The organism is Trinickia caryophylli (assembly GCF_034424545.1).
GTDB lineage: Bacteria > Pseudomonadota > Gammaproteobacteria > Burkholderiales > Burkholderiaceae > Trinickia > Trinickia caryophylli.
Window position 1 is genome coordinate 3,827,196 of sequence record NZ_CP139970.1, and the last position, 23,824, is coordinate 3,851,019.

Genomic DNA, 23,824 nt, shown 5'->3' on the forward strand with positions numbered 1-23,824 from the left:
CGCCGCTTTCGTCCGACGCTTTATCCGACAATACGACTTCGCCCGGAAATCCGGAAGAAACGCTGAAAGCAATAAATCATCGATCTGTCGAATTGGCAAAGGGCGAGACCGCTGCCGCGAGGGTGGGGTGTGCAACAGATGCTTGCGATCGAAAATGAGAAAATTCTCGAGGCATTGATCAGGCAATTCGTTATTCTTCTGCTCCTGTTGCCTGACATTATCTCTGCTTTCGCGGCCAATTCAGTTCGAAACACCCGGTATTGATATTGCCGCTATCGCATAAAGCGACTAGATTGAAGTTGGCGCACGGCGAACCGGTCCTTTGCCTCAATGCGCCAAACCCCCGTTGGCCCGGCCTTGCCGGGCTTTTTTTTGGACGAAAGGTTTTGTCGTTCTCATTCTTCAGGACAACTGACGTTGTGCCGTCGTCAACGAGTTTGCGACGGCAGGTAACGGATCGGATCTATCGATTGCCCCTTGTAGCGCAACTCAAAATGCAAGGCGACACGATCGTTGTCGGTATTGCCCATCGTCGCGATTTCCTGACCTTGCTTGACGCTTTCGCCTTCCTTGACAAGCAACTCATTGTTGTGCGCGTAAGCAGTCAGATAGTCCGCATTGTGTTTGAGGATCAGCAGATTGCCGTAGCCGCGCAATCCGTTGCCCGCATAGACGACGATACCGTTTGCTGCCGCCACCACCGGTGTGCCGGCGGCATTCGCGATGTCGATGCCCTTTGAATTGACGCCGTTGAAGCCGCGGACCATCGAGCCTTGCGCGGGCCAGATGAGCGAGAGGCGGCCAGCCGGAACGCTCGAATCCGAGCGGGAGGTGGGCGCGGACGCAAGGTTTTCCGTGACCGGCGAGCGCGTGCCGGCGCTCGCGCTCGCGCGGCTTTCGCCCGCCGTGCCGCGCCGGCCCGGCGGCTCGACCCGCAGCACTTGTCCGACCTCGATTGCGTCCGGATTCGACAGATTGTTCCAGCGGACGATGTTCTGTACCGACTCGCGATGGCTGCGCGCGATCTTCGTGAGCGTGTCGCCCCGTTCGACGCGGTAGTACCCCGGCGCGACACTGGCCGTGCCGCACGCGGCAAGCCACGCCGCGAGCAGCAAGGCGGCAAGCCGCTTCATTGTTCTTTTCAACATTCAACCTCGTTTCGACTTTATTGCATGCACCAGCGCCCGGCACGGCCGGCGCCGGGCCCGATTGTAACGGCTGAAGGCGCAGGCTCCTGCACCGCCGGCTCGCTGTCCCGGGCTCCGGTTTTCAGGCTTCGACCGTATGCGCCACGTGGATGCGCAGCGCCGCCGTTTCGGTGCGGCCCGGCGCGAGCCAGCGCAGGCCCAGGCCGTTGTGGATGGCATCGGGCAAACCGAGCCACGGTTCGACGCAGTAGAAGTCCGATGTTTCCTTTTCGGTCCAGGTCGTCACCGCGTACCACGGCACCGAGCCCGCGCGTTGCAGGTCGATCTCGATGCGTCGGCCAAGCGGCGGGCATTCGATCGTCACCGGCGCGGACGGAACGCTTTGCAGGCAGTGGAAACGGTCGTGGATGCGCGCTTCGTCGAGCGTGTAATGCGCCTCGCCCGGTTCTGGCGCGCTGATCGAGCCGTCTTCGAGCTGGCGGCGGCGCTCGGTGGGCGGCAGCGCGAGCGTTGTCTGTGCGCGCAGCGTGTGCGGCAGGGCGAAATAGAAATGGTGGCCGGCGTAATAGGGCAATGGTTCGCTGCCGGTGTTCGAGGTCGTGAGCGTCACCTCGAGCGTGCGCGCGTCCACGAGGCGGTAGGCTGCCTCGAAACGGAAGCCGAACGGATATTGCTCGCGCGTGGCCTCCGTATCGACGAGCGTCATGCGGATGCCGCGGCCGTCGGCATCGAGCGCGGGCTCGAACGGCAGATCGCGCGCGAAGCCGTGCATCGGCAAGGGCCGCACGACGCCGCTCGCGTCGCGCCACTCGCCGAGACGGCCGTCCACGCGATGGCGCGCGAGGAACGGGAAAAGCAGGGGATTGCCGCCGCGCACGTGGGCAGGCCGGCTCCAGTCGGCCTCGTCGGGCCAGAAGATGATGGGTTCCGTGCCGACGCTCCACGAGAGCAGCCGTGCACCGAACTGCGGTGCGAGGCGGATCAGCGAATCGTCGAGGGCCAGTTCTACGATGTCTTGGTTCTGGAATAGCGTCATGGATGGACCGTTAGCAGTGACGAGTGGGCGCCCGTTGCGCCAAGCCGTGATTTTGCCCGCGTATCGGCTCGGGAAAAACCCTTGATCGGGAAATCTCGACTTTGGCCGACGTTCGCGCTTCGCCATAATCCACCGTTCGCGCGGCATTGGCCGCGTCGCACGTCACCGGAGTGGGCATGGATCTCGCCATGGCAATGGCGCTCGCGATGTTCGGCATGTTCGCCGGCAGCACGGCGCTTTTCTTCTATCGGATCGGGCGCTGAGCGCGGCGCAGCCGCCCGGCGCGCCTCCCCGTTTTGCCTTGCACAGGGCCACCGGCTCTGCCTTGTTCGCGCTTGCCTTCCACGGCCAGCCCCGCGAGGGCATGTGTCGATCGCGGCGCGCCGGTCCGGGTCGGCATGAACAGGCCCCGCCGGGCGCGCTCGGAGTTTCCCGTTCGAATCTCGTGACAGTTTGTCCCGCTCGGGCGTGACATCGCCCGCAGCCGCACGCCGACGATACCTCGCGCGGCCATGGCTGCCGCGGTCGTTATTGCCCCGGCATGGACCGTGCTTTCCGCCTGCCCTGCAAGCCGCGCGGCACGTGGCCGAGGGGAATCGATCGATGGCATTGGGCGAAGAGCTTCAGGACTGGCGCGGCAACGCCTTGCGCCTCGAAGACGAGGTCGGCAAGGTCGTGATCGGCCAGCGGCAGACGATCCGCTTGATCAACGTGGCGCTCTTCGCGCGCGGACACGTGCTGCTCGAAGGGGGCGTGGGCGTGGGCAAGACGACGATCCTGCGCGCATTCGCGCGCGCGGTCGGCGGCGACTTCGAGCGCGTGGAAGGCACGATCGATCTGATGCCGGGCGATCTCGTCTATCACACGTATGTCGATGCGGAGGGGCGGCCGCGGATCGACCCCGGCCCGCTGCTGCGCCACGGCGAGCGGCTCACCACGTTCTTCTTCAACGAGATCAACCGGGCGCGGCCGCAAGTGCAATCGCTGTTGTTGCGCGCCATGGCCGAACGCTCGGTATCGGCCTTCGATCGCGAGTACCGGTTCGCGCACATGACCGTGTTCGCCGACCGCAACAAGGTCGAGAAGGAGGAAACGTTCGAGCTCGCGTCGGCCGCGCGCGACCGCTTTTTGTTCGAGCTGAACATGCCGGTGCCGACCGATCGCGAGGCGAGACGCTCGCTCGTGTTCGATACGGCCTATCACGACGTCGACGCGCTCGTTGCCGAAGTACGCCCCGGCGTGGTCGCCTGGGACCGGCTCAACGACGCCGGCGCGGCAATCCAGCGCGGCATCGGGGCGAGCGAGGCGATCGAGGGCTACGTCCTCGATATCTGGCAGGCCACCGAGACGCCGCACCGTTTCGGCATTGCGCTCGACGGCGTCGACATGGAACGGCTCGTGTTGGCCGGCGCGAGCCCGCGCGGCATGAGCTCGCTCATGCGTGCCGCCCGCGTCAGCGCCTGGCTCGGGGGCCGCTCGCACGTGAGCCCCGAGGACATTCATGCCGTTTTGCCCGCCGCGCTGGGCCATCGCATCTTTTTCACGCCCGTGTACGAGCTGCGCCGGCACGAAATCGCTCAGGCGCTGCTCGACGAGATCGTCGCGCGGCTCGCGGTGCCCTGACGCATGAACGGACCGCGCGAGATTCACTATCGGCTGCCCGGACGCGCGAGCGGCTTCCGGCCCGGCTCGCACCCCGGCACGAGCTTCGGGGCGGGGCAGATGTTCGCCATGCACGCGCGCCTCGTCGACTATCCCGACCCGCGCCGGCTCGATCTGCGCGCGAGTGTGGCCTCGCCGCGCCGCGAATGGCTCGTGCGCCTGCAGCAGCAGCGCGTGGCCGTGCCCGTGCAGGTGGTGGTCGACGTTTCGCCGTCGATGTATTTCGGTACGGCCTGTACAGGTACGGCCGGCGCAGGGACGGCCCGCTCGAAGCTCGATGTGGTGGCCGATTTCGTCGAGGCACTCGGCTACAGTGCGTTTCGCTCGGGCGATCGCGTCGGCATGTCGGCCTTCGACACCGACGAGCGCGAGGACCTGTTCATGCCGCCGCGCGTCGGCCGCGGCGGCGGCGATCTGATGGCGGCCATGCTGCGCGGCGCTCGCGTCGACGCTCCTGTCCGTGCCCGTCGCCATGCCCGCGACGGCGCGCATGGCGCACACGGCCTTGCGCGCGCGCTTGCGAAGCTGGCGGGCCGCGGCGGGCTCGTTTTCATCGCCTCCGACTTTCACTGGCCGCTCGACACGCTGCCGTCCGTGCTCGACGCACTCTCGCATGCGTGCGTCGTACCGATCGTCGTATGGGATCGCGCCGAGCTGGAGCCGCCGCGAGCCGGCTCGTTGCTCGCCGTGCACGATCTCGAATCGGGGGCGCGCCGCACGCTTTGGCTCTCCGAGCGCGTGCGCGCCAACTGGCGGGCGGCGGTGGCGAAGCGGCGCATGGCTCTCGACACGCTTTTCGGCCGACGAGGCATGAGGCCGTTTTACGTCGAGGGCGAGTTCGATGCCGATGCGCTCTCCCGCTACTTTCTGGAGCAGACGGCATGAGCGCCGGCCGGGGCGGATCGGCGGCAAGAACGGGCGCGGCAGCCTTGCTCGGCGTTGCGGCGCTTGCATATGCCGTATGCGGGTGCGCGGCCGCGGGTGCGCCGCCAGTCGCGTTCGTCGACGAACCGCGCGCGTTCGGCCATACGATTGGCGACGTGCTCACGCAGCGCGTGCTGTTGCATGCGGCGGGGCGCGATTTCGCCGACGTCGCGGCGCCGTCGAGCGGGCGCGTGGGCGTGTGGCTCGAGCGCCGTCCCGCGCGCATCGAAACCGATGCGCTGAAGCGCCGCTGGATGATCGTCGACTATCAGGTCACGAATGCGCCGCGTGGGCTCACGCAGCTCGCGCTTCCCGCTCTTTTGTTGCGTACGAGGGCGGGCGACGTGCTCTCGGTGCCCGAATGGCCGATCAGCGTGGGGCCGCTCGTGCCCGACGGCGCGGCAGGCCCGGGGCTTCCCGCCATGCGGCCCGATCGCGGCCCGCCGCCGCTGGATGTCCGGCCGATCGCGCGGCGGCTCGCGCTCGCGCTCGGCGCATTGGGCGCAACGCTGGCGGCGTGGCTGGGCTGGTGGGGCTGGCGCAATCGGCGGGAAGCCGCACAGCTGCCTTTCGCGCGCGCGTGGCGGCGCATCGAGCGGCTCGGGGCCGATCGGGGCGGGGCTCGCGGTGGTGTCGGCGGCCCAGCGGGGGGCGGCGTGCATACCGATGCGGACGTGCTGTGGCGCATCGTTCATCGCGCTCTCGACGAGACTGCCGGCCGCGTCGTCCACCATCGCTCGTTACCGTCGCTTTTTGCACGCGAGCCATGGCTCGAACCGCTGCGTGCGGAGATCGAACAGTTCTACGTGCGTTCCGACGAGCGTTTTTTCGCCGTGGGCCGGAGCGGCACACCCGAAGGCTCGGCCCCCGGGCATGCCGGCGACGATGCCGGCGAAGCGCTCGTCGCCTTTGCGCGCACGCTTTATCGCGCGGAGAGGAGGCGGCACCGATGAGCATGTCCATCGATTTCGCCACGCCGTGGATGTTGCTGTTGTTGCCGCTCGCGCTGCTGCCGTTCGTGCCGCGACGCGACGACGCGCTGCCGTTTTCATGGTCGGCATTGCTTCCGCCGGATCGGTTCGGACGTATGCTGGACCGGGCGGCGCGCGCGGCGGCCGCGCTTGCAATGGCGGCGATCGTCGTCGGGCTCGCAGGGCCGGGCAATGCGCATCTCGAGGCGCGGCGCACGGGCCATGGCGCGGAAGTGCTCGTGCTCATGGATCGCAGCGGCAGCATGTCGGGCGTCATGGCGAGCCGAGGCGTCAACACCGGTGGCGACTCCAAGAACAAGATCGCGCGCGAGGCGCTCGCCGCGTTCGTCGACGCCCGCCCGAACGATCGCTTCGCCTTCATGTTGTTCGGCATCAGCCCCGTTCTTGCGATGCCGTTCACGTACGATCATGCCGTCATCCAAGACGCGATCGCGGGTACCGCGATTGGCCGCGGTATGCCCGATACGCAGCTCGGTCGAGGGTTGATCGCGGCGATCGCGCAATTCGACGGGCGCGACGCGAGTGCGCATCGTGCGATCGTCATGGTTTCAGATGGTGGCGCGCGGCTCGATGCGGCCGAGCGCGAGCGGATCGCCGAGGGGCTCGCGCGCAATCGCATCGCGCTCTACTTCATTTACCTGCGCAGCAGCGTCTACAGCGCCGCGCTCGATGCGGCCGTGCGCGCCGGCGACGCCTCCCCCGAGGCGGACCTTCATCGCTTCTTTCTGACGCTGCATACCCCTTACCGACTCTTCGAGGCGCGCGACGCGAACACGATGTCCGCGGCGATGAGCGAGATCAACCGGCAGCAGCGTTTTCCGATCACGTTCGTCGAGCGGCTGCCGCGGCAGGATCGCAGCCCGTGGTGCTTCGCGGTGGCGCTCGCCTGCTGCGCCGCGCTCGTGGCCGTGCGCATGGTTCAGGTGCGAGGCTGGTATGAGGCGTAAGACCGTTCATGTTGGATTCGCCGCCGTCGCGTGCGTTTGCGCGGTTCTCGCCGCTTACGAGGCCGTGAGCCTTGTGCGCGCGAGCCGCATCAGCGATGCGCTCGCCGCGGCATCGTCCGCCCGTACCGTTGCCGTCTCGGCCGGTGCCGCGCCGCGCATCGATGCATTGCCTCGACCCGTGGCACTCGCGCAGGCCGTCGCGCTCGCGGCGAGCGGCCAGTACGGCGAAGCGGGGCGGCGTTACGAAGCGCTGATCGCGGGCGGTCCATTGGACGAGATTGGCCGGGCCGCGCTCTTCGATCTCGGCAATCTGTATCTGCGCCAGGGCGCAGGCAACGAAGCGGCGCTCGTGCGCTCGGTGCCGATGATCGAGCAGGCCAAAGCCCGTTACCGCGCCTTGCTGCGCGTCGCCCCGGACGATTGGGATGCGCGCTACAACCTGGAGCGTGCGCTGCGTCTCGTGCCCGAACTTGCCGGCGACGCGGACGAGGCGAACGGGACGACGAAGCGCAACATCAAGTTGCGCGGCGCGAAGAGCGAGGATCTGCCATGACGCGGCGCGCGCGCCTGCGGCACTTCGCGGCGACACGCCACTGGGCGCTCGCCGCGGCGCTGGCGCTGCTCGCCGCCTCGCTCGTGCTGCCGCCGGTACCGCTTTCGCGCGACACGTTCAGCTACCTCGTGACGCTCGACATCACCCAGAGCATGGATACGGAGGACGTGACGCTCGACGGCGCGCCGGCAAGCCGCCTCGCGTTCGCCAAGGCATCGATGCGCGAGGCGCTCGCAAGCCTGCCTTGCGGCTCGAAAATCGGATGGAGCATCTTCACGGGGCAGAGCACGCTCGTGCTGGTTCCGCCGATCGAGGTCTGCCGCAACTTCGATGCGCTGATTGCCTCGCTCGAGGGCATCGACGGCCGTATGCGCTGGACCAACTGGAGCCGCATCGCGGAAGGCGGCGTGTATTCGGCCGTGCGCGTGGCGCACGAGATCGGGCAGGGCACGGCGGTCGTCTTCGTGACGGACGGGCAGGAGGCGCCGCCGCTCCTGCCGTCGAATGCGCCGGAGCGCGACATTGCGGTGCCGGGCGTGGGCGGCTGGCTCATCGGTGTCGGCGGCGACGAGCCGGCGCCGATTCCGAGAACCGACGAAAACGGCGATCGGCGCGGCTACTGGAGCGCTTCCGACGTCGTGCAGATTCCGCCCGCTGCGCGCGAACCGGCCGGCAGCGAGAGCCACGAGGAGCTTTCCGCGCTGCGTGGGCAATATCTCGCGAACCTCGCGGCACGCATCGGCTTCGGCTATCGCCGCCTGCTCGGGCCGGCCTCGATCGCCGAGGCGCTGGGAAACGCCCGCTATGCACGCAGGATGGCGGTGCCCACCGACGTGCGCTGGATCCCGGCACTCCTTGCGCTCGCGCTGCTCGCGTGGCGCTATCTGCCTGCCTTGCGCCGGCCGCGCCGCGCCCGCGCGATTCGGGAATTCCTCCCGGCCGCACCCGTTGCCAGCGAAACGCGCAATGGGCTACCTTGAAGAGGCACCGGCAACGTAATGGTGCGGCGGCGCGCAATCACGGTCACAACGGACGGTCACAACGGACGCTCACAACGGAGAACGAACGATATGCAGGAGACTCGAATCGGAACGAGGCGGCATTGGCGGCCTCGTGCGTTGGCCCTCGGCGCGGTGCTCGCTGTGTGCGCGGCCGCGTCGTCGGCGGCGCCGCTTGCCTATGTCACGAGCGAGAAGGCAGGCGTGGGCGTCATCGACCTCGACAACATGACGCTCGCGAAGACCTTCTCTCTCGGTGCGAGCGGGCCGCGCGGGCTCGGCCTGAGCGACGACGGCAAGCGCTTGATGGTCGCAGACAAGACGACGGGCGAGCTCGCGGCTATCGATACGGAGACGGGCAAGGTCGTGGAGCGTGTCAAGATCGGCAAGAACCCCGAGTACGTGCGCGTCTACGGCGGCTATGCCTATGTGACCTACGAGCCAGGCGACAGCGGCAAGCCTGCCGACAAGCCGGCGGGCAAACCCGCCGGCAAGGCCGGGGCCGATGACGACGAGAACAAGGTGCCGGCGGAGATCGCGGTCGTCGATCTGAAGACGTGGCGCGTGGTGCGTTCGGTGAAGAGCGGCCACGAGACCGAGGGCGTCGAGTTCTCGCGCGACGGCAAGCTCATGCTCGTGACGAACGAGGGCGACGATACGGTGTCGGTCTACAAGACCGGCACGGCCGCGCCCGTCAGGACCATCAAGGTTCAGGCCGGTGGGCGGCCGCGCGGCATCAAGGCCTCGCCTGACGGCAAGGAATACGTCGTCACGCTCGAATCGCTCAACAAGCTCGTCGTGCTCGACGCGAAGGATTTTCACGTCATCAAATCGGTCGACACGAAGCTCGGGCCGTACGGGGTCGCGTACGATCCGTCCGGGCAGCGGATTTTCGTGGCGGCGGGGCGCGACAAGACCTTGCAGGTGTTCGATGCGCACAGCTACGAACACGTGGCCGATGTGCCGGTGGGGCAGCGCTGCTGGCATTTCAGCTTTACGCCCGACGGCAGCAAGGTCATGGTTGCCTGCGGTCGCTCGGACGCCGTTTATGTCGTGGATGCCGAGTCCTATTCGGCGATCGGCCAGATCGGCAACTTGCCGCTCGCGTGGGGCATCGTCACCTATCCGCGCAGCGACGGTTCGATCGAGACGCGTTGACGGGCAAGGCAGGCTTGGGTTGCGGCGCCTGGCAGGCAAGCGCCGCCTTGCTTCGTTTCACGTCGCCGCGACTTTCTCTCGATTCCCGTCAATTCCACGCGTAGCGCATGCCGAGCCAGAAGCCGCGCGGCGCGCCCACGCCGACGAACTGTTCGTTGACGGGGTTCGCGCCGTCGAACGTATGGCCCGGCCCCGTGAACACGTTCGAGCCGAGCACGCCGAAGCTCGCGTAGCGCTTGTCGAGCAGGTTCGTCACGCGCGCGAACACCTGCAACTGCTTCGTCACGTGGTAGGTCGTGTCGAGATCGATGAGGAAATAGCCGGCCAGCTTGCCGTTCACGTCCTCGTTGTTCTCGTCGCCGCGCGCGAAGATACTGCTGCGATAGGTCAGGTTCGAGCCAATATCCCATTTCGGCGTGACGTCGTAATCGAACCGCACCTTGATCGTGTGCGCGGGAATGCCGGGGATATGGTCGCCGCGCTTGACCGTGATGTCGCCATTCGCATCGGCGCTCGAGTTGCTCGCGCTGTTTTCGGTCCAACTCGTGCGATAGGTGGCATCGACATAGCTGTAGCTCGCGCCGACCGCCAGTGGGCCGAACTTCGTGCGTCCAGCCAGCTCGACGCCCTGGCGGCGGGTCTTGCCGACGTTTTGGAAGTAACCCTGCGAGCTGCCGGCGCTGCCGATGAATTGGATGTCGTCGACGAGCGTCGTGCTGTAGACCGCGGCGCTCCAGGTCGTGGCCGCGCCGAGTCGGCCGCGCGCGCCGAGCTCGAACGTTTTCGAAACCACCGGCTTGAGCGCCGGATCGGCGAGAAAGTCGTTCGGCAGCGAGCACGGGGCGTTCGGGTCCGCGCAGGCAAGCTCGATGGCCGTCGGCGCGCGCATGCCTTCGTTGTAGGTCGCGTAGACGGTCAGGGCGTTGGTCGGATTCCAGTTCAGGCCGACGGCCGGGTTGAAGCGCGAAAACACATGGCGTCCGTCGAGCGCCGGCTGCGTGCCGCTCGCGTCGCCGATCGATGCGCTCGACCAGTTATAGCGGCCCGCGAGCGTGAGCGTCCATTGTTTCGTAAGCGAAAGCGTATCGCTCAGGTAGATGCCGTAGTTGGCGCTGCGCGTCTTCGCATCGGTTTTCTGTGTGAAGTCGCCGACGCCGATCGTGGCGCGCGACGCCGTGAAGAACGCGTCCTGCGACGCAGCGGTATAGCGCGAATTCGCGATGTCCGCGGCCACACCCGCGACGAGCTGATTGTCGTGGCCCGCCACGTTGCCGAGCACGGTCATCTGCAGGCTCGCGCCGTAGCTGTCGGTGCTCACCTCGGAGCGCTCGTTCGTCCCTTGCACGGTGTCGATGTCGCCCGTCGTTGCATCGACGGTGCCGTATTCCTCGTTCGTATTGCTGCTGAGGTTGCGATTCCGGTAATGGCGATAGTAGGCGTTGCCGCTCAGCTGGATATGGTCGTTGATGGCGTGCTCGCCCGAAAGCGTCAGGTAGCCGACGCTGTTTTCGTTGCGATCGGGAAAGGTATACGCCTGGCCCGGATTGTCGAGAAACGAACGCGGCAGCGTCTGCGAGCCTTCGAGCGTGTTGTCGGCGCCGCCCGCCGAAAGCGAGAGTGTGGTATCGGCATCGGTATAGCGCAGCTTGCCGAATGCCTGGCGTACGCGGCTCGAGTTGTGATCGGCCCAGCCGTTGTCGTTCGCCGCGTTCGCGGTGAAGTAGTAATCGAGATTCGAGCCGATCGTGCCGCCTTGCTCGATCTGCGCCGTCTTGCGCCCCCGGGAACCGATAGACACCTCCGCTTCTCCGCCTGGGCTCGTCTTGCCGTTCTTCGTCGTGATCGCGAGCGCACCGCCGAGCGTATTGAGCCCGTAGGTCGGGTTCGAGCCCGGAATCAACTGCATCTGGTCGATTGCCGCTTCGGGAATGAGGTCCCAGTTGACCACGTCGCCGAACGGCTCGTTTACGCGCACCCCGTCGAGGAACACCGAGAGGCCCTGCGGGGTGCCGACGAGCGGAGAGGCCGTGAAGCCGCGGTAGTTGACGTCGATCTGATACGGGTTGCCCTGCGCCTCGTTGATGTCGACGCTCGGCAGATTTTTTTCGAAATACTCGGCAAGCGTCTGGCGGTGCTGGCGCTCCAGATCCCGTGCGCGTACGGTCTGCACGTTCGCGGGGACTTGCGCGAGCGGCGTGCCGATGCCGAGGAGCGGTGTCGTGCCGACCACGACGATCGGCTGGAGCCTCGTCGATGCGGCTGCCGCCGCGGGCGGCTCCCCGGCGGTGGCGGACTGCGGCGGTGGTGTGGATCGTGTACCCGCGGGCGAGACGGCGGGCGCTGTCGCAGTCGCCGCGCTTGCCGACGCCGCAGCCGCCGCCGGAGTTTGCGCTTGTGCCGGAATCCATGCGGCGAGCGGCAGGCTCGCCAGTGCCCCGCGCGCCGCCCGGCCGAATGCCGGCCGAAGCACGCGCCTTTTCTTACGGCTCATCGTCTCCACCTCCTGCCCGATATGTTTCGTCGTATTTCGTTATGTTTAGTTGTGCGCACAACCTGTTTCGCGAAAGCGCCATCCGTTGTCTGTCTTTTCCGGTACGGCACGATCGAAAGCTTCGCATGTATAAAACGCGTCGCACTCAGGAGCTTTTCCCGAATTGCCAGGGAACGGTTCCCCGCCCGATGCGACGCACCGTCCTGGCGCGCGCCGCCGGTACAATGCCCGGGTGAGCACACTCGAGCGCAAGACCATGTCCCGTTCTCCGGAGTTGCCGCATCGGCCGCCCCCGCCGGATCGACCGCAAGCGTCCGAGGGCGGCTTTGCACCGCGCCGTGCGGCATGGCGCGATCTCGCATGGGTCGTTGCGGTGACGCTTGCCACGTTCGCGCTCGCCACGCGCTTCGAGCTCGGCGAACATCTCTACCGCTGGACGCGCGGTGCCGAGCGCTTCCAGCTCGACGAACTGCCGGTCGTGCTATGTGTGCTGGCCGCGGGTCTCGCCTGGTTCGCCTGGCGGCGCTATCGCGATGCCGGCCGCGAAATCGCACACCGGCGCATGCTCGAGCACAAGGCCGAGCAACTGCTCGCCGAAAACCGCCGGCTCGGTCATCAGGTGCTGCAAGCCCAGGAACAGGAGCGGCGGCACCTCGCGCGCGAACTGCACGACGAGCTCGGGCAATACTTGAACGCCATTTCGCTCGACGCTGCGCGCATCCGCGACCTCGCGGCGGGGCGGGAACCCGAGGTCCATCGCGTTTCGCTCGGGCTCATGCAAAGCGCCACGCACGTCTACCGCCAGATCGGCGGCATGATTCGCCGCCTGCGCCCCATCGGGCTCGACGAGCTGGGCCTGCCGAGTGCGCTCGAGCACTGCGTCGAGGGCTGGCGCGAGCGCTTGCCCAACGCGTCGTTCGCGTTGGCGATGGAAGGGGATTTCGCGGGCTTGAGCGAGGTCGTCAACATCACGCTCTACCGACTCGTGCAGGAAGGGTTGACGAACGTCTCGAAGTTCGCGGGCGCCTCGCGCGTGGAAATTTTCGTCGTCCGTGGGCCACAGACGCACGGAGGCGGCGCGGGGGCCGACGAGATCGTCGTGACGATGGCTGACGACGGCCCGGGGACCGATCTGAACCTGCCGCGCAGCGGACTGGGCCTCGTGGGCATGCGCGAGCGTGTCGAGGCGCTCGGCGGCGAGTTTCATGTCGCCAGCCGGCCAGGCGAAGGTTTCGTTCTGTGCGCGAGGGTGCCCGCTCAGGCGGGGCTTGAGGAGCCCGTGAGCTGAAGTCCGAGCCGGTTCGCGATCTGCGCGAGCTGCACGCCGTTGTCGACGCCGAATTTTTGCCGGATCGACGACTGATGGTTGGCCACCGTCTTTTGCGAAAGCCCCAGTTTTTCGGCGATCGTGGGCAGCGTGAGGCCCTGCACGAGCATGCGCAGCACTTCGAATTCGCGCGCCGAGAGCTGGCGGCCCGGCATGCCGTCGATGGCGGCCGCGCGCATCGCAAGCGAACGCGAAATGTCGGGGCTCAGGTAGGTGGTGCCGCGCGCAACCGTGCGCACCGCATCGACGAGCGCATCGGGAGCGCTCGCTTTCGTCACATAGCCGAGTGCGCCGGCGTCGAGCGCGCGCCGCACGAAGAGCAGGTCTTCGTGCACGCTGAAGATCAGTATGCGCGCGTCAGGCTCGCGCGCGAGCATGCGCCGCATCGCTTCGATGCCGCTGGCGCCGGGCAGCGAGACGTCCATGACCACGACGTCGGGCGCAAGCGCGCAAAAGCGCTGGTAAGCCTCGGAGGCATCGCCCGCTTCGCCGCATACCGAAAGGCTGCCGCTCAGCTCGAGCAGGCGCCGGTAGCCCTCGCGCACGACGGCGTGATCGTCGACGAGCAAGACGCTGATGCCCCCTCCGTTCACCGGCTTGCCTCGGAGTCGTCCGGCCCGCTGCCGCCGCCCCGCTCGGGTGCTGCCTGCGGCCCACGCGCCGCAAGCATGCGCGAGTTCGCATCGTTGCGGAAAAGAATCGGCTGCTCGGTGGCGCTCGCCATGTCCTGTTGCGCGTGCGCGCGCTCGACCACGCGCACGATCTTCTCGTGCGAGGCCGATTTGTCGCAAACGGGATCGGCCTCGGCCGCGTCGCCGGTGAGCATATATGCCTGGCAGCGACAGCCGCCGAGGTCCTTCGTCTTCTCCTCGCAACTGCGGCACGGCTCCTTCATCCAATCGAGGCCGCGAAAGCGGTTGAACGCGTCGCTCCCGTACCAGATCTCGGCAAGCGGCGTCTCGGCCACGTTCGGAAAGTCGAGCCCGGGCAGGCTGCGCGCCGCGTGGCAGGGCAGCGCGGTGCCGTCGGGCGCCACACCGAGAAACACGGAGCCCCAGCCGTTCATGCAACGCTTCGGGCGCCGCTCGAAGTAATCGGGCACGACGAAGAAGATCCGGCACTTGTCGCCGTGCGACTGGCGATAGCGTTCGACGATGGCTTCGGCGTGCTCCAACTGGGCCTGAGTGGGCATCAGCTGGGCGCGATTCGCGTAGGCCCAGCCGTAGTACTGCGTATTGGCGAGCTCCAGATATTCGGCACCCATCGCGAGCGCCATTTCGATGATTTTGTCGACGTGCGGCAGGTTGTAGCGATGGAGCACGCAGTTCATCACCATCGGGAAGCCGTGCTGCTTGATCGATGCCGCGACGCGGCGCTTGAGCTCGAACGTGCGCGTGCTGCTGAGGAAGTCGTTGAGCTGCTGGGTCGAATCCTGGAACGACAGCTGGATGTGGTCGAGCCCGGCTGCCTTCAAATCGTCGAGCCGCTTGTCTGTGAGACCGATGCCCGAGGTGATCAGGTTCGTGTAGAAGCCGAGTTTGCGCGCTTCGCCGACGAGCACCTCGAGATCGTCGCGCAAAAGAGGCTCGCCGCCCGAGAAGCCCAATTGCGCCGCACCCAGCGCGCGCGCCTCGCGCAGCACCTCGATCCACTGGGCCGTGTCGAGCTCGCGCCGGTTCGCGGCATAGTCGACCGGGTTGTAGCAGAACACGCAGTGCAGCGGGCAGCGGTAGGTGAGCTCGGCCAGCAGCCACAGCGGCGGGGCGATGCCCTCGCGCGCGGGCGCGGCCGACGGCGCGGGAGGAGTCGATAGATCGGTCATGACGCTACTCCAGCCAGCCGCGCCTTTGCGCCTCGGCAATGAATGTGCGGACTTCGTCGCCGATACCGCTCGCGTTGAAGGCCGATTCGAGATCCGCGACGAGCGCGTCGACATCCCGGGTGCCGTCGCAGCGTTTCAGGATCTCGGCCGCGCTCTGGTTCAGCTTGACCATGCCTTCGGGGTAGAGCAGCACGTCGGCGTTTTGCGCGGGCTCCCATTGGAGGCGAAAGAGCGGCTTCAGACGTGGCCGCCCGCTATCGGATGAATGCTCGCTCATGACGGGAACGCTCTCTCGATGGCGTCGAGCATCGACCAGAGAATGTCGAGCTTGAACTGCAGAATGGTCAGCGCGCGCTCCTGCTGCTCGCGGCGCGTGAAATGGTCGAGCGTAACCTTCAGACCATGCTCGACATCGCGTTGCGCGAGCGGAATGCGCGAGCGGAAGTAGGTGAGCCCCTCGGGCTCGATCCACGGGTAGTGCTGCGGCCACGTGGCGAGGCGATCCTTGTGAATCTGTGGCGCGAACATCTCCGTGAGCGACGAGCATACCGCTTCCTGCCAGGGCGCGCGGCGCGCGAAGTTCACGTAGGCGTCGACGGCGAACCGCACGCCGGGCGCGACGTGCTCGAGCGACCAGATCTCGTCGCGTGCGAGGCCGACCGCTTCGCCCAGGCGCGCCCATGCCTCGATGCCGCCCGCGTTGTCGCCGTAGCCGTCGTGATCGAGAATGCGCACGACCCACTGGCGGCGCGTCTCGCGATCGGGGCAGTTTGAGAGGATCGCGGCGTCCTTGATAGGGATATTGATCTGGTAATAGAACCGGTTCGCCACCCAACCGCGAATTTGCTCGCGCGATGCCTGCCCGCTGTTCATGCGGACGTTGAACGGGTGATGAATGTGATAGCCGGCGCCCTTGGCGCGCAACTGCGCTTCGAACTCTTCCCGGCTCCACGCGGGCAGCGTGGGGTCCACGGCGCGCACGGGCGCGGTCCCGTAGGTGTCTTTGGCGTTCATCGGCCTTTGTCTCCTTCGTATGGAGCGGGCGCGGCAGCGCCCGCTCGTGCGGCTCGCTCATGTTCGAGCCGTCTCGTTCAACCTGCCGAGCGCGCGCCTCGCTGGCCGGGCAGGCGGTCCCGCCTCAAAGCTCGAACATCATTCCGTCTTCCGCCACTTCGATGCCGTGCTCGGCCAGCGCGCGCCGCTCGGCTCCATCCTCTATCAGAATCGGGTTCGTGTTGTTGATGTGGATCAGCACTTTGCGTACGGGGCGCGAGGCAGCCGCCGTGATCGAGTCGAGCACTTCGATCATGCCGCCCGGGCCCGATTGCGGCAGATGGCCCATGTCCGCAGCCGTCTTCTTCGAGAACCCGAGCCGGATCATTTCGTCGTTGGTCCAGGTCGTGCCGTCGACGAGCAGGAGGTCGGCCTCGCGCATGGCCGCGAGCACGTGCGGTTCGAGCACGCCGAGGCCCGGCGCGTAGAACGCGCGCTTGCCCGTTGCGACGTTCTCGATGACGAGCCCGATGTTGTCGCCGCGCTCGGGCGCTTCTCGATGCGGGGAATAGGGCGGTGCCTTGCTCGTGAGCGGCAGCGCGACGATCCGCACGCCCGGCAGCGCATCGACCGACAACGGCGAGCCGTCGAGGGCGATCGTGCGATGATCGACGCCGCAGTAGTGGCCGAGAATGGGGCCGATCGGAAAACCGGTGCTGAGATCCTGCCAGACGGGGGCCGTCGTGTAGAGCGGCAGCGGCGTGCCGCGCTCTCGCAGCATCAGCAGCCCCGTGACGTGATCGATCTGCGCATCGATGACGAGCGCGGCCGCGATCCCCGTATCGCGCGCTTGCCGCGCGGGTTGCAGCTCCGGGTTTGCGGCGATCTGGGCAAGCAGATCGGGCGATGCGTTCACGAGCAGCCAGTCTTCGCCGTTCGCGCTCACCGCAATCGACGACTGTGTGCGGCGCTTCGCTTTCACCGTGCCGCGGCGTACGCCGTCGCAGTTGCGGCAGTTGCAGTTCCACTGCGGAAAGCCGCCCCCGGCTGCCGAGCCGAGTACCTTGATCTTCATACCGTGCCGCCTTTTGCGCGTGTTCGCCGCGATTTCGAGCGCCGCGGCAGCATCGTCTCCATGAGGCCGTCGCGGTCGATAAGTTGATGCTTGAGCGCACCCAGCATATGGAGCGCAACGAGTCCGATCATCGCATACGCGAGCACATCGTGCGTTCCGAAGAAGACTGCTCGCAAACCCGGATCGTCCCAACCCCATTTCGGCAGCAGCAGCCCCCAAAAGCGCGTGCCGTACGTATTGAACGAGGAGCCGAGATAGCCGGTGAGCGGCAGCGCGAGCATCCCCACGTATAAAAAAACCTGCGTCGTGCGCGCGGCGGCGCGTTGCCACGGTCGCATCGGCGGCAACGGCGGCCGATGGACGGCCGCGCGCACCATGATGCGGATAAGCACAAGCAGGAAAACCGTCAGCCCCAGCGACTTGTGCAGATTGATCAGCGTCGCCTTCATGGGCAGCCCTTTCGGCAGCCCGACCATGTAAAGGCCGAGCGCCAGAAGGGCAATGATGCAAATCGCGATGAGCCAATGCAGCACGATCAGCGAACTCGCGTAGCGGTGCGCATCGACGCCCGCAGGCAGGGGCTCGCCGCGCGGGGAATAAGGGGTCGTCATCGCCATGTCCGTGTTTCGTCCATCCATATCCTCATTGAGCGCCGCGATGCGCGCGAGTTCGATCGCAGCGTGCCGGTTCAGGCCGCGATCAGTATTTCCCCCCGTCCGTCGACGGCGAGGTCGCCTGCGAAGCGCACCGGAAGCCGTCGCGGGTCAAGCGTCGAAAACGGTGCCATTTCGGTGGCGAGGTGCTTCACGAACAGGGACCAGAACACATCGAAACCGCGCCCGCCCGCGACGAACGTCTCCGGTAGCCGGTCCGGCCGGCGCGCGAGCACGAGCGTGCCGCGCCGCATGCCGTAGCCGTAGTGCGCCCCCACGCGGCCGGCGACGCAGATCGAGCCGGCCACGAGCCGCGACGCCGCATAGGCGCCGCAGTCGCCGCCCACGAGCACGAGCCCACGCCGCATGCGGTCGCCGAGGCGCTCGCCCGCGTTGCCCGCGATGGCGATCGTGCCGCCTGTCATGCCTTCCATTTCGCCCGCCCGCGCGCCTGCTGCGAAGTCGCCGCAACGGCCCGCGACCGTCAGGCGGCCACCGCGCATTTCGCAGCCGAGGTAGTCGCCCGCGTCGCCTTCGATCGCGAGCGTGCCGGCCGTCATCTGCGCGCCGGCATAGTCGCCCACCGCGCCGCGCACGATCAGGCGGCCGCCCGCCATGCCCGCAGCCAGATTCACCAGCCAGCGCACGTCGCCCTCGATGACGAGCGCGGGCCCGTCCTGGGGCGCGCCGGCCGCATTCGACGCCGCGGCCGCGGCCGCGTCGGCGGGCTCGGGCGGATCGGCCGTCGCGCTGCGCGATATGTCGAAAAGATCGCCGGTTGCGACCGATTGGTCGCGCGAGCGCAATCGCAGTCGCGCAATCGCATCGAGCGGCATGTCGGCGAGCGCGGCGGGCACGAGCGGTGCGCCGTCGATCGAAAAGCCGGGGGGCGCCTTTACGCGCAAGATCGTCGTGCTCATGTCGAACGGCTTCCTGCGACGCCTTCGGAAAGGCGGTGGAGAGGAAAGTGATAGGGGCCGAGCTTGCCGCCGTAATTGCCGGCCGAGATGCGCAGCACGCCGGCCGCGCGGCCGAGCCCCGTGGCCGCGGCGATGCCGGCTGTCATCGCGGTGCCCACGTCGGCTTCGGTCAAGCCGTCGATCACGATCTCGAGCACGCTGCCCACTTCCGCCGTGAGCTCGCTGCGCGTCGAAAGGCCCGTGAGCGTCGGGCAGAATGCGTCGTTGGTGGAAGCCGTCGCACCCGCGTATTTCGAGCCCACCTTCGAGCCGGAGCGCACGACGCCGCCCGGAAAGGGAAGGATCACACCGCGCAGCGCGCGCATGGCCGCGACGGCTGCCTCTGCCGCGGCGAGCGTCGCGTCGATGTCGCGCCCGAGCAGGAGCAGGTTGCCGCCGCCGACGGCCTTCACGGTCTGCACGGCATCTTCGCAGACGAACTCGCCGTCCATTACCGGCACGCGCCAATAGCGTTTGCCGCCGATCATCTTCGCGATCTGCCAGCCGTCGCCGAAAAAACGCAGCCGGCTGCCGAGCCCCGCGTTGTCGGAGAGCGGCGCGGTGCTCGTCGCGGCATCGATACCCGCGTAGACAGCCGTGGTCGGGCACGTCAGCACGCATTGGCCAACGCGCCGTTCGAGCTGCTTGGCGAGCTCCTTCGAGGAGACGGCGAAGAGCAGTACCGATACGCCGGGCCGGCCATCGGGGGTTTCGTCGGGGCTGCAGTCGCGCTCGATACCGGCCTCGCAGCCGCAGCCGATCACGGAGGTGGCGAATCCCGCGAGCGTGTTCGCGGCGTGGCGCGCCCAGACCGGCGTGTGCGCCGTGATGACGAGGCGCGTGGCCTTCATCGGGAATGCTTCCGCGAACGTGTCGTCGATGACGGTGCCGTTGATCGAATAAGGTGTGCTCATCGTCGCTCGGCCGTCAACGTGGGGTTTGCGCGGCGCGCGGGTGGACCAGGCATTCGACGGGCAAAAGCCGCCCGCCGCGGCAGCAACTGCAGATCTCGTCGTCGCTGATCGCCGCGTGGGCGGCGTTCGTCGTCAGCTGCCGCTCGGCAAAGGCGCGCAGCGTCTTTTCGATGCCACGATCGTACTCGGGCTTCACGAAATGAATGCCGCCCGTCGGCGCCGCGAGCAGCGTGCCGTCGCGCGCGATCAGTTCGCCATCCTTGAACACGTAGGCGGGGCGCGAGAACATCCGCTCGCGATCGGGCTCGTCGCGGTAGACGGCGATGTCGGCCGCCGCGCCCGCGCCGAGATGCCCGCGATCGGCGAGGCCCAGCAGGCGTGCCGGGCCCGCTCGCGTGACGATCGCAACCTCGTAGAGCGAGAACTCGCGCGTGAGCTCGGGCAGCGCGCTGGCCACCTGCGCCTCGGGGTGCAGCTTCGCGAGTTGCTCGGCGCGAAACGACTTGTCCATCAGCAGGCGGATCAGGTGCGGATAGCTCGTGAACGGGCCGCCGTTCGGATGGTCGGTAGTCATCGACACGCGCCACGGATCGTCGACGAGCAGGAAGATCTCGAGCCCGATGATCCATTGCAGCGCGTTGACGTAGCTTTGCTCGCGATAGCGAAACGGCACGACGCCGCAGCCCGCGTCGCATTCGATCTCGCCGAGCACCCACTTGCGCGGTTGCGCATAGGGTGCGTTCTTGAACTGCATCATGGTGTCGCCCGACGCGGTGACGGTCTGGCCGAAGATCACCTGGCCGACGTCGATCGTGACGTTGGGCCGCGCATTGACCGCCTCGGCAATCGCGCGCGCACCCGACGAGAACTTGCGCGGGCCTTCCACGCCGTAGCTGTGGAACTGAATGTGCGTCAGGTGGATCGGCAGCCCCTCGGCCGCGTCCATCGTCGCGATCGTCGAGGCGACGTTGCCGGGCACGCCGAGGTTGCTCGAATGCACATGCAACGGATGCGGCACGCGCAGCTCGGTGAGCGCGCGCGTGAGCGTGCGCAGCACGTCGCGCGGGGTGATGCCGTATTTCGCGTGCGCTTCGTCCACGTCGAGCGAGCGCTGATTGAACTTGAATGCGGAAATGCCGCCGGGATTGACGACCTTCACGCCGAGCGCCTTGCTCGCGTCGATGGTCCAGCCCACGTAGTCGCGCACCCGCTCGAAGTTCTCGCGGGCGGACAGCAGTTGCAGGAACAGCTCGTCGTTGCCGAGCATGACATAGGCGCCGTGGTCGATGATCGGCGTGTCGCCCATTTCGAGGTGCGTGTGGCGCGCGTTGCTCGGCATCATCGCCGGCTCGAATGCGGCCGTGTAGCCCATCTCGGCGTAACGGTAGCCCGTTGCCAGCGTGCCCGGCGTGCAGGTGCCGCACGACGGCAGGCGCAGATAGCGGCCCGCACCGTCGCGCTCGTTCTCGATCAGCGCATCGACGGATGGATCGTGCGCAGCGGCCGCGATCTCGCGCGCGCGATGGTCCTCGGGCAAAAGCAGGCGGGAAAGGTTCGTCTTGCCGCCGCCGATGTGCGAGTGCAGATCGATGCCGCCCGCCATGACCACCATGCCGCTCGCGTCGTACTCGCTGTCCACCGGTGTGCCGGCCGGCAGATCGACGATGCGGCCGTCGCGAAACACGAGGTCGCGGCGCTCGCCGTTCACGCCGTGGATCGGGTCGTACACGGTGCCGCCTTTCAAACGGATCGTCGTCATGACTGCGCGTTCCCCCGGCTCGGTGTCAGTCGTTCGGTCAGGCGCGCGGCAACCGCCGCCACCGACGCGAGCGGAGCACCGCGCGCGGCCGTCAGCGGTGCCACGACGGAGCCGTCCAGGCGGAACAAATGCCCGTCGGTATCGATGGCCGGGCTCGCCGCGGGAATGAAGACGGTGCCGCTGCCGCGTGCGCTGGCTGCCGCGCCAAGCGACGGATGCCCGATGACGATCGCCGGCATGCCCGCAGGCAGCGTATCGGGCAGCGCGAGCGGGCCGAACGTTGCAATCCAGACGAGCGCATCGGCATCGCCCTGTGCCAGAAGCCGCGCGCTCCGATAGCGGTGCGCATCGTGCTCGGGCTGGCCCGTGCCGGCCGTGCGCGCGACGCAAGGGACGACAAGCGGCAACGGCAGGCCCGAGAGCCAGGTGACCACCTGATTGGCCGTTGCCGCGCCATCGTCGCCGCCGAGCGCGAGCGCGCCGGCGCGCGTCGTGCGGTTGATCGTCTTCACGATGCGCTGCAGGCCTTCGATCAGCAGGGCGGGTTGCGTGCCGGGCAGCGCGGCCGGCTCGTAGACGAGCACCGCATACTGTGCCGCGGCCACACGCGCAGCCAGTTCGGCGAGCGTGTCGGCCATGGCGTGCGCGCCGCCGCCGAGCGTTTGAAGCGTTTGCGGCAGGCGGCCTTCGGCGAGCGCGGACCAGACGGCGATAACGTCGAACGGGTCGGCATCGGGCAGCAGCGTTTGAGTGGCCGCCTCGGGCACCGCCTGCGCGGCTTCGGGGTCTTGCTCGCAGCAGAGGAACACGCATTCGCGTGCGAGCGCGTCGTTCCCGCCGAGCGCGCGTGCGTAAAAGCGCGGATAGCGATCGGACGGGCGGCAGCCGAAGACGATGACGAGGTCCGCGCGGCTGCGCACTTCGGAGAGCGTCGTGAAGAACGCGCCGCGGTCCTGCATGACGCGTGTCGCCGCGCTCAGCGAGGCGCCATGCAGATGATCGAGCGTGGCCCCGCACGCGGCGGCGAGCGCATAGAGCGCGCGCGTGCCGGCCACGTCGGTCGCGAGGCCGCCGACGAGAGGCCGCCGCGCGGTGCCGAGCATCTGCGCGGCGCGATCGAGCGCCGCATCGAGCGTGGCAGGCTGGCCGTCGACCGAGGCGCCGGCTTGCGCATCGCCGGGTCCGAATGTGGCCAGCGCCTCGGCAAGACGCGGGCAGGCGCCGGCCGACGCGAGCGTGCCGTCCGCGCCGACTTCGACCGTGAGGTCGTCGCACAGCAGCGGGCAGAACGGGCAGGTCCAGTCGTGCACGGTTCTGGGCGCCGGTGTGGCCGAGGCGCCGGCCGTCGAAGGATCGTTGGACGAATGTGGCATGCGGCCCGTCCAGCAAGGTCTATGCCGACGCGTACCGCATGGATGGCCTGGGCACCGCGCCGCGCGCTTGCATCGGTACCGGCACGCCGCAGGGGGCCGGCGATGCGTGTGGTTTGCGGATGCGAAACCGCGCCGCCGCCGCTATCCGGCGTTCCATCCGCGTACAGGTTGTGTGCCGAACTGGAGCAGAGTGTCACCTGCTCCCGGGCTTTGGCGGCATCAGCTTGCCATTCGTTTACACCCCGCTGCCATGCGGCATGGGTGGCATGGAACTTGTGTGCCCCGGGCCTGCATCAAGCTCGAGGTTGCTGCGCCGCAACGAGACCGAGCCGTTCATCGTGCAGCGCGGAAGCGACGAGCCAGGCGCGCGCGCCCGCCGCGGCGGCGCGGGCGAGGTCATCCGCCGCGCGAATCCCGCCCGCGCCGACGATGGTCGTCTCCGGTGCGGCTTGCGCGCCGATGCGTGCGAACGTGGCGAGGTCCGGCCCGCCGTAGCTGCCGACCTGATCGAGTGTCATGACGATCACGCGTGCGGGCCACGCGGCTGGCCCGAGCGCGAATGAGGAATCGGCAACGAGCCGTCCGCCGCGATGATCGAGCGAGAGGATCGGCTCGAAGCCGCCCGCTTCGGCCTCGGCGATCGCACGGACGTCGCGCAGCGATTCCGTGCCGAAGACGGGTACGAGCCGTGCCTGGCCGGCGTCGGGCGCGGGGCCGGCCGCCTCGATGCGTTCGAACATCGAGCGCATCGAGCGGTAGTCGGCAAAGCCGCCATCGAGCCAGATTTCGGCTTCGGGCAGCTCGGCGCGCAGCGCGGCGAGCACGGCGGCGTGGTCGCCGTGCCCGAGAATGGCGTCGAGATCGGCGATATAGAGCGCGCTCGCGCTGCATGCGTGAACGAGCGCGCGAGCGAGCGGAATCGGTTCGCTCGTCGCGGCGAGAGCCGAGCGCAGCGGGCGATAGTTGGCGCGCTCGCCGCGAACGGCGCGTACGGCTTCGCCGCCGAGCAAGTCGAGTACCGGTATGACCAGCATGGGGTG

At 67.7% G+C, this 23,824-nt stretch carries 23 protein-coding genes; 9 read left to right on the forward strand and 14 right to left on the reverse strand.

Annotation, left to right across the window (positions count from 1 at the left end; translation table 11 throughout):
* Positions 1 to 428 precede the first annotated feature (428 nt).
* Together U0034_RS17320 and U0034_RS17325 are read right to left on the reverse strand one after the other, a co-directional pair.
* Positions 429 to 1,148, reverse strand: coding sequence for a peptidoglycan DD-metalloendopeptidase family protein (locus U0034_RS17320; RefSeq protein WP_085227136.1), 720 nt, complete (start codon positions 1,146 to 1,148; stop codon positions 429 to 431).
* 121 nt (positions 1,149 to 1,269) lie between these two features.
* Positions 1,270 to 2,184 (reverse strand): aldose epimerase family protein, encoded by a 915-nt coding sequence (locus tag U0034_RS17325; protein WP_085227138.1) that lies wholly within the window; start codon positions 2,182 to 2,184, stop codon positions 1,270 to 1,272.
* Positions 2,185 to 2,330: 146 nt separating this feature from the next.
* Here U0034_RS17325 and U0034_RS17330 point away from each other — a divergent pair, with 146 nt between their 5' ends.
* The 8 genes from U0034_RS17330 to U0034_RS17365 all read left to right on the forward strand — a co-directional run bounded on the left by U0034_RS17330 (position 2,331) and on the right by U0034_RS17365 (position 9,418).
* The gene (locus U0034_RS17330; protein WP_199187022.1) at positions 2,331 to 2,447 is read left to right on the forward strand and encodes a UDP pyrophosphate phosphatase; all 117 of its coding nucleotides are present in this window, start codon (positions 2,331 to 2,333) and stop codon (positions 2,445 to 2,447) included.
* 340 nt (positions 2,448 to 2,787) lie between these two features.
* On the forward strand, positions 2,788 to 3,807 hold the full coding sequence (locus U0034_RS17335) for an AAA family ATPase (protein WP_085227140.1): 1,020 nt from the start codon (positions 2,788 to 2,790) through the stop codon (positions 3,805 to 3,807).
* Positions 3,808 to 3,810: 3 nt separating this feature from the next.
* Complete coding sequence (locus U0034_RS17340; RefSeq protein WP_085227142.1) at positions 3,811 to 4,731, forward strand: DUF58 domain-containing protein; 921 nt, start codon at positions 3,811 to 3,813, stop codon at positions 4,729 to 4,731.
* On the forward strand, positions 4,728 to 5,723 hold the full coding sequence (locus U0034_RS17345; RefSeq protein WP_085227145.1) for a hypothetical protein: 996 nt from the start codon (positions 4,728 to 4,730) through the stop codon (positions 5,721 to 5,723). The genes U0034_RS17340 and U0034_RS17345 overlap by 4 nt, the downstream gene beginning before the upstream one ends.
* On the forward strand, positions 5,720 to 6,709 hold the full coding sequence (locus U0034_RS17350; RefSeq protein ID WP_085227147.1) for a vWA domain-containing protein: 990 nt from the start codon (positions 5,720 to 5,722) through the stop codon (positions 6,707 to 6,709). The genes U0034_RS17345 and U0034_RS17350 overlap by 4 nt, the downstream gene beginning before the upstream one ends.
* Positions 6,699 to 7,262, forward strand: coding sequence for a hypothetical protein (locus U0034_RS17355; RefSeq protein WP_085227149.1), 564 nt, complete (start codon positions 6,699 to 6,701; stop codon positions 7,260 to 7,262). Before U0034_RS17350 ends, U0034_RS17355 begins: the two co-directional genes overlap by 11 nt.
* Positions 7,259 to 8,242 (forward strand): vWA domain-containing protein, encoded by a 984-nt coding sequence (locus U0034_RS17360; RefSeq protein WP_233211788.1) that lies wholly within the window; start codon positions 7,259 to 7,261, stop codon positions 8,240 to 8,242. Before U0034_RS17355 ends, U0034_RS17360 begins: the two co-directional genes overlap by 4 nt.
* A 90-nt stretch (positions 8,243 to 8,332) precedes the next feature.
* Positions 8,333 to 9,418 carry a cytochrome D1 domain-containing protein gene (locus U0034_RS17365; protein WP_085227151.1) on the forward strand — a complete coding sequence of 362 codons (1,086 nt, stop codon included), beginning with the start codon at positions 8,333 to 8,335 and terminating at the stop codon, positions 9,416 to 9,418.
* An 88-nt stretch (positions 9,419 to 9,506) separates the two neighbouring features.
* Here the strand turns inward: U0034_RS17365 and U0034_RS17370 are convergent, their stop codons facing one another.
* Positions 9,507 to 11,909: a TonB-dependent receptor gene (locus U0034_RS17370; RefSeq protein ID WP_085227153.1), complete on the reverse strand. Its 2,403-nt coding sequence runs from the start codon at positions 11,907 to 11,909 to the stop codon at positions 9,507 to 9,509.
* A gap of 256 nt (positions 11,910 to 12,165) precedes the next feature.
* Here U0034_RS17370 and U0034_RS17375 point away from each other — a divergent pair, with 256 nt between their 5' ends.
* Positions 12,166 to 13,197, forward strand: a complete 1,032-nt coding sequence (locus tag U0034_RS17375) for an ATP-binding protein (protein ID WP_085227155.1) — start codon at positions 12,166 to 12,168, stop codon at positions 13,195 to 13,197.
* Here U0034_RS17375 and U0034_RS17380 read toward each other — a convergent pair.
* The 11 genes from U0034_RS17380 to U0034_RS17430 form a co-directional block, all read right to left on the reverse strand.
* Positions 13,167 to 13,829, reverse strand: coding sequence for a response regulator (locus U0034_RS17380; protein ID WP_085227157.1), 663 nt, complete (start codon positions 13,827 to 13,829; stop codon positions 13,167 to 13,169). The genes U0034_RS17375 and U0034_RS17380 overlap by 31 nt on opposite strands.
* Positions 13,826 to 15,058, reverse strand: coding sequence for a pyrroloquinoline quinone biosynthesis protein PqqE (gene pqqE / locus U0034_RS17385; protein WP_085227159.1), 1,233 nt, complete (start codon positions 15,056 to 15,058; stop codon positions 13,826 to 13,828). The genes U0034_RS17380 and pqqE overlap by 4 nt, the downstream gene beginning before the upstream one ends.
* A gap of 4 nt (positions 15,059 to 15,062) precedes the next feature.
* A complete protein-coding gene (gene pqqD, locus U0034_RS17390) occupies positions 15,063 to 15,335 on the reverse strand; it encodes a pyrroloquinoline quinone biosynthesis peptide chaperone PqqD (protein WP_085227161.1) in 273 nt (90 codons plus the stop codon).
* Positions 15,332 to 16,072, reverse strand: coding sequence for a pyrroloquinoline-quinone synthase PqqC (gene pqqC, locus U0034_RS17395; RefSeq protein WP_085227163.1), 741 nt, complete (start codon positions 16,070 to 16,072; stop codon positions 15,332 to 15,334). Before pqqC ends, pqqD begins: the two co-directional genes overlap by 4 nt.
* A 124-nt stretch (positions 16,073 to 16,196) precedes the next feature.
* On the reverse strand, positions 16,197 to 17,126 hold the full coding sequence (gene pqqB / locus U0034_RS17400; protein WP_085227165.1) for a pyrroloquinoline quinone biosynthesis protein PqqB: 930 nt from the start codon (positions 17,124 to 17,126) through the stop codon (positions 16,197 to 16,199).
* The gene (locus U0034_RS17405; protein ID WP_085227268.1) at positions 17,123 to 17,737 is read right to left on the reverse strand and encodes a cytochrome b; all 615 of its coding nucleotides are present in this window, start codon (positions 17,735 to 17,737) and stop codon (positions 17,123 to 17,125) included. The genes pqqB and U0034_RS17405 overlap by 4 nt, the downstream gene beginning before the upstream one ends.
* A gap of 77 nt (positions 17,738 to 17,814) precedes the next feature.
* The gene (locus U0034_RS17410) at positions 17,815 to 18,699 is read right to left on the reverse strand and encodes a formylmethanofuran dehydrogenase subunit C (protein WP_085227166.1); all 885 of its coding nucleotides are present in this window, start codon (positions 18,697 to 18,699) and stop codon (positions 17,815 to 17,817) included.
* Positions 18,696 to 19,652 (reverse strand): formylmethanofuran--tetrahydromethanopterin N-formyltransferase, encoded by a 957-nt coding sequence (fhcD, locus tag U0034_RS17415; RefSeq protein ID WP_085227167.1) that lies wholly within the window; start codon positions 19,650 to 19,652, stop codon positions 18,696 to 18,698. The genes U0034_RS17410 and fhcD overlap by 4 nt, the downstream gene beginning before the upstream one ends.
* Before the next feature lie 13 nt (positions 19,653 to 19,665).
* Positions 19,666 to 21,411 carry a formylmethanofuran dehydrogenase subunit A gene (locus tag U0034_RS17420; protein WP_085227168.1) on the reverse strand — a complete coding sequence of 582 codons (1,746 nt, stop codon included), beginning with the start codon at positions 21,409 to 21,411 and terminating at the stop codon, positions 19,666 to 19,668.
* Complete coding sequence (locus U0034_RS17425) at positions 21,408 to 22,784, reverse strand: molybdopterin-binding domain-containing protein (protein WP_085227169.1); 1,377 nt, start codon at positions 22,782 to 22,784, stop codon at positions 21,408 to 21,410. The genes U0034_RS17420 and U0034_RS17425 overlap by 4 nt, the downstream gene beginning before the upstream one ends.
* A gap of 293 nt (positions 22,785 to 23,077) precedes the next feature.
* On the reverse strand, positions 23,078 to 23,818 hold the full coding sequence (locus U0034_RS17430) for a HisA/HisF-related TIM barrel protein (RefSeq protein WP_085227170.1): 741 nt from the start codon (positions 23,816 to 23,818) through the stop codon (positions 23,078 to 23,080).
* Positions 23,819 to 23,824: the final 6 nt, after the last annotated feature.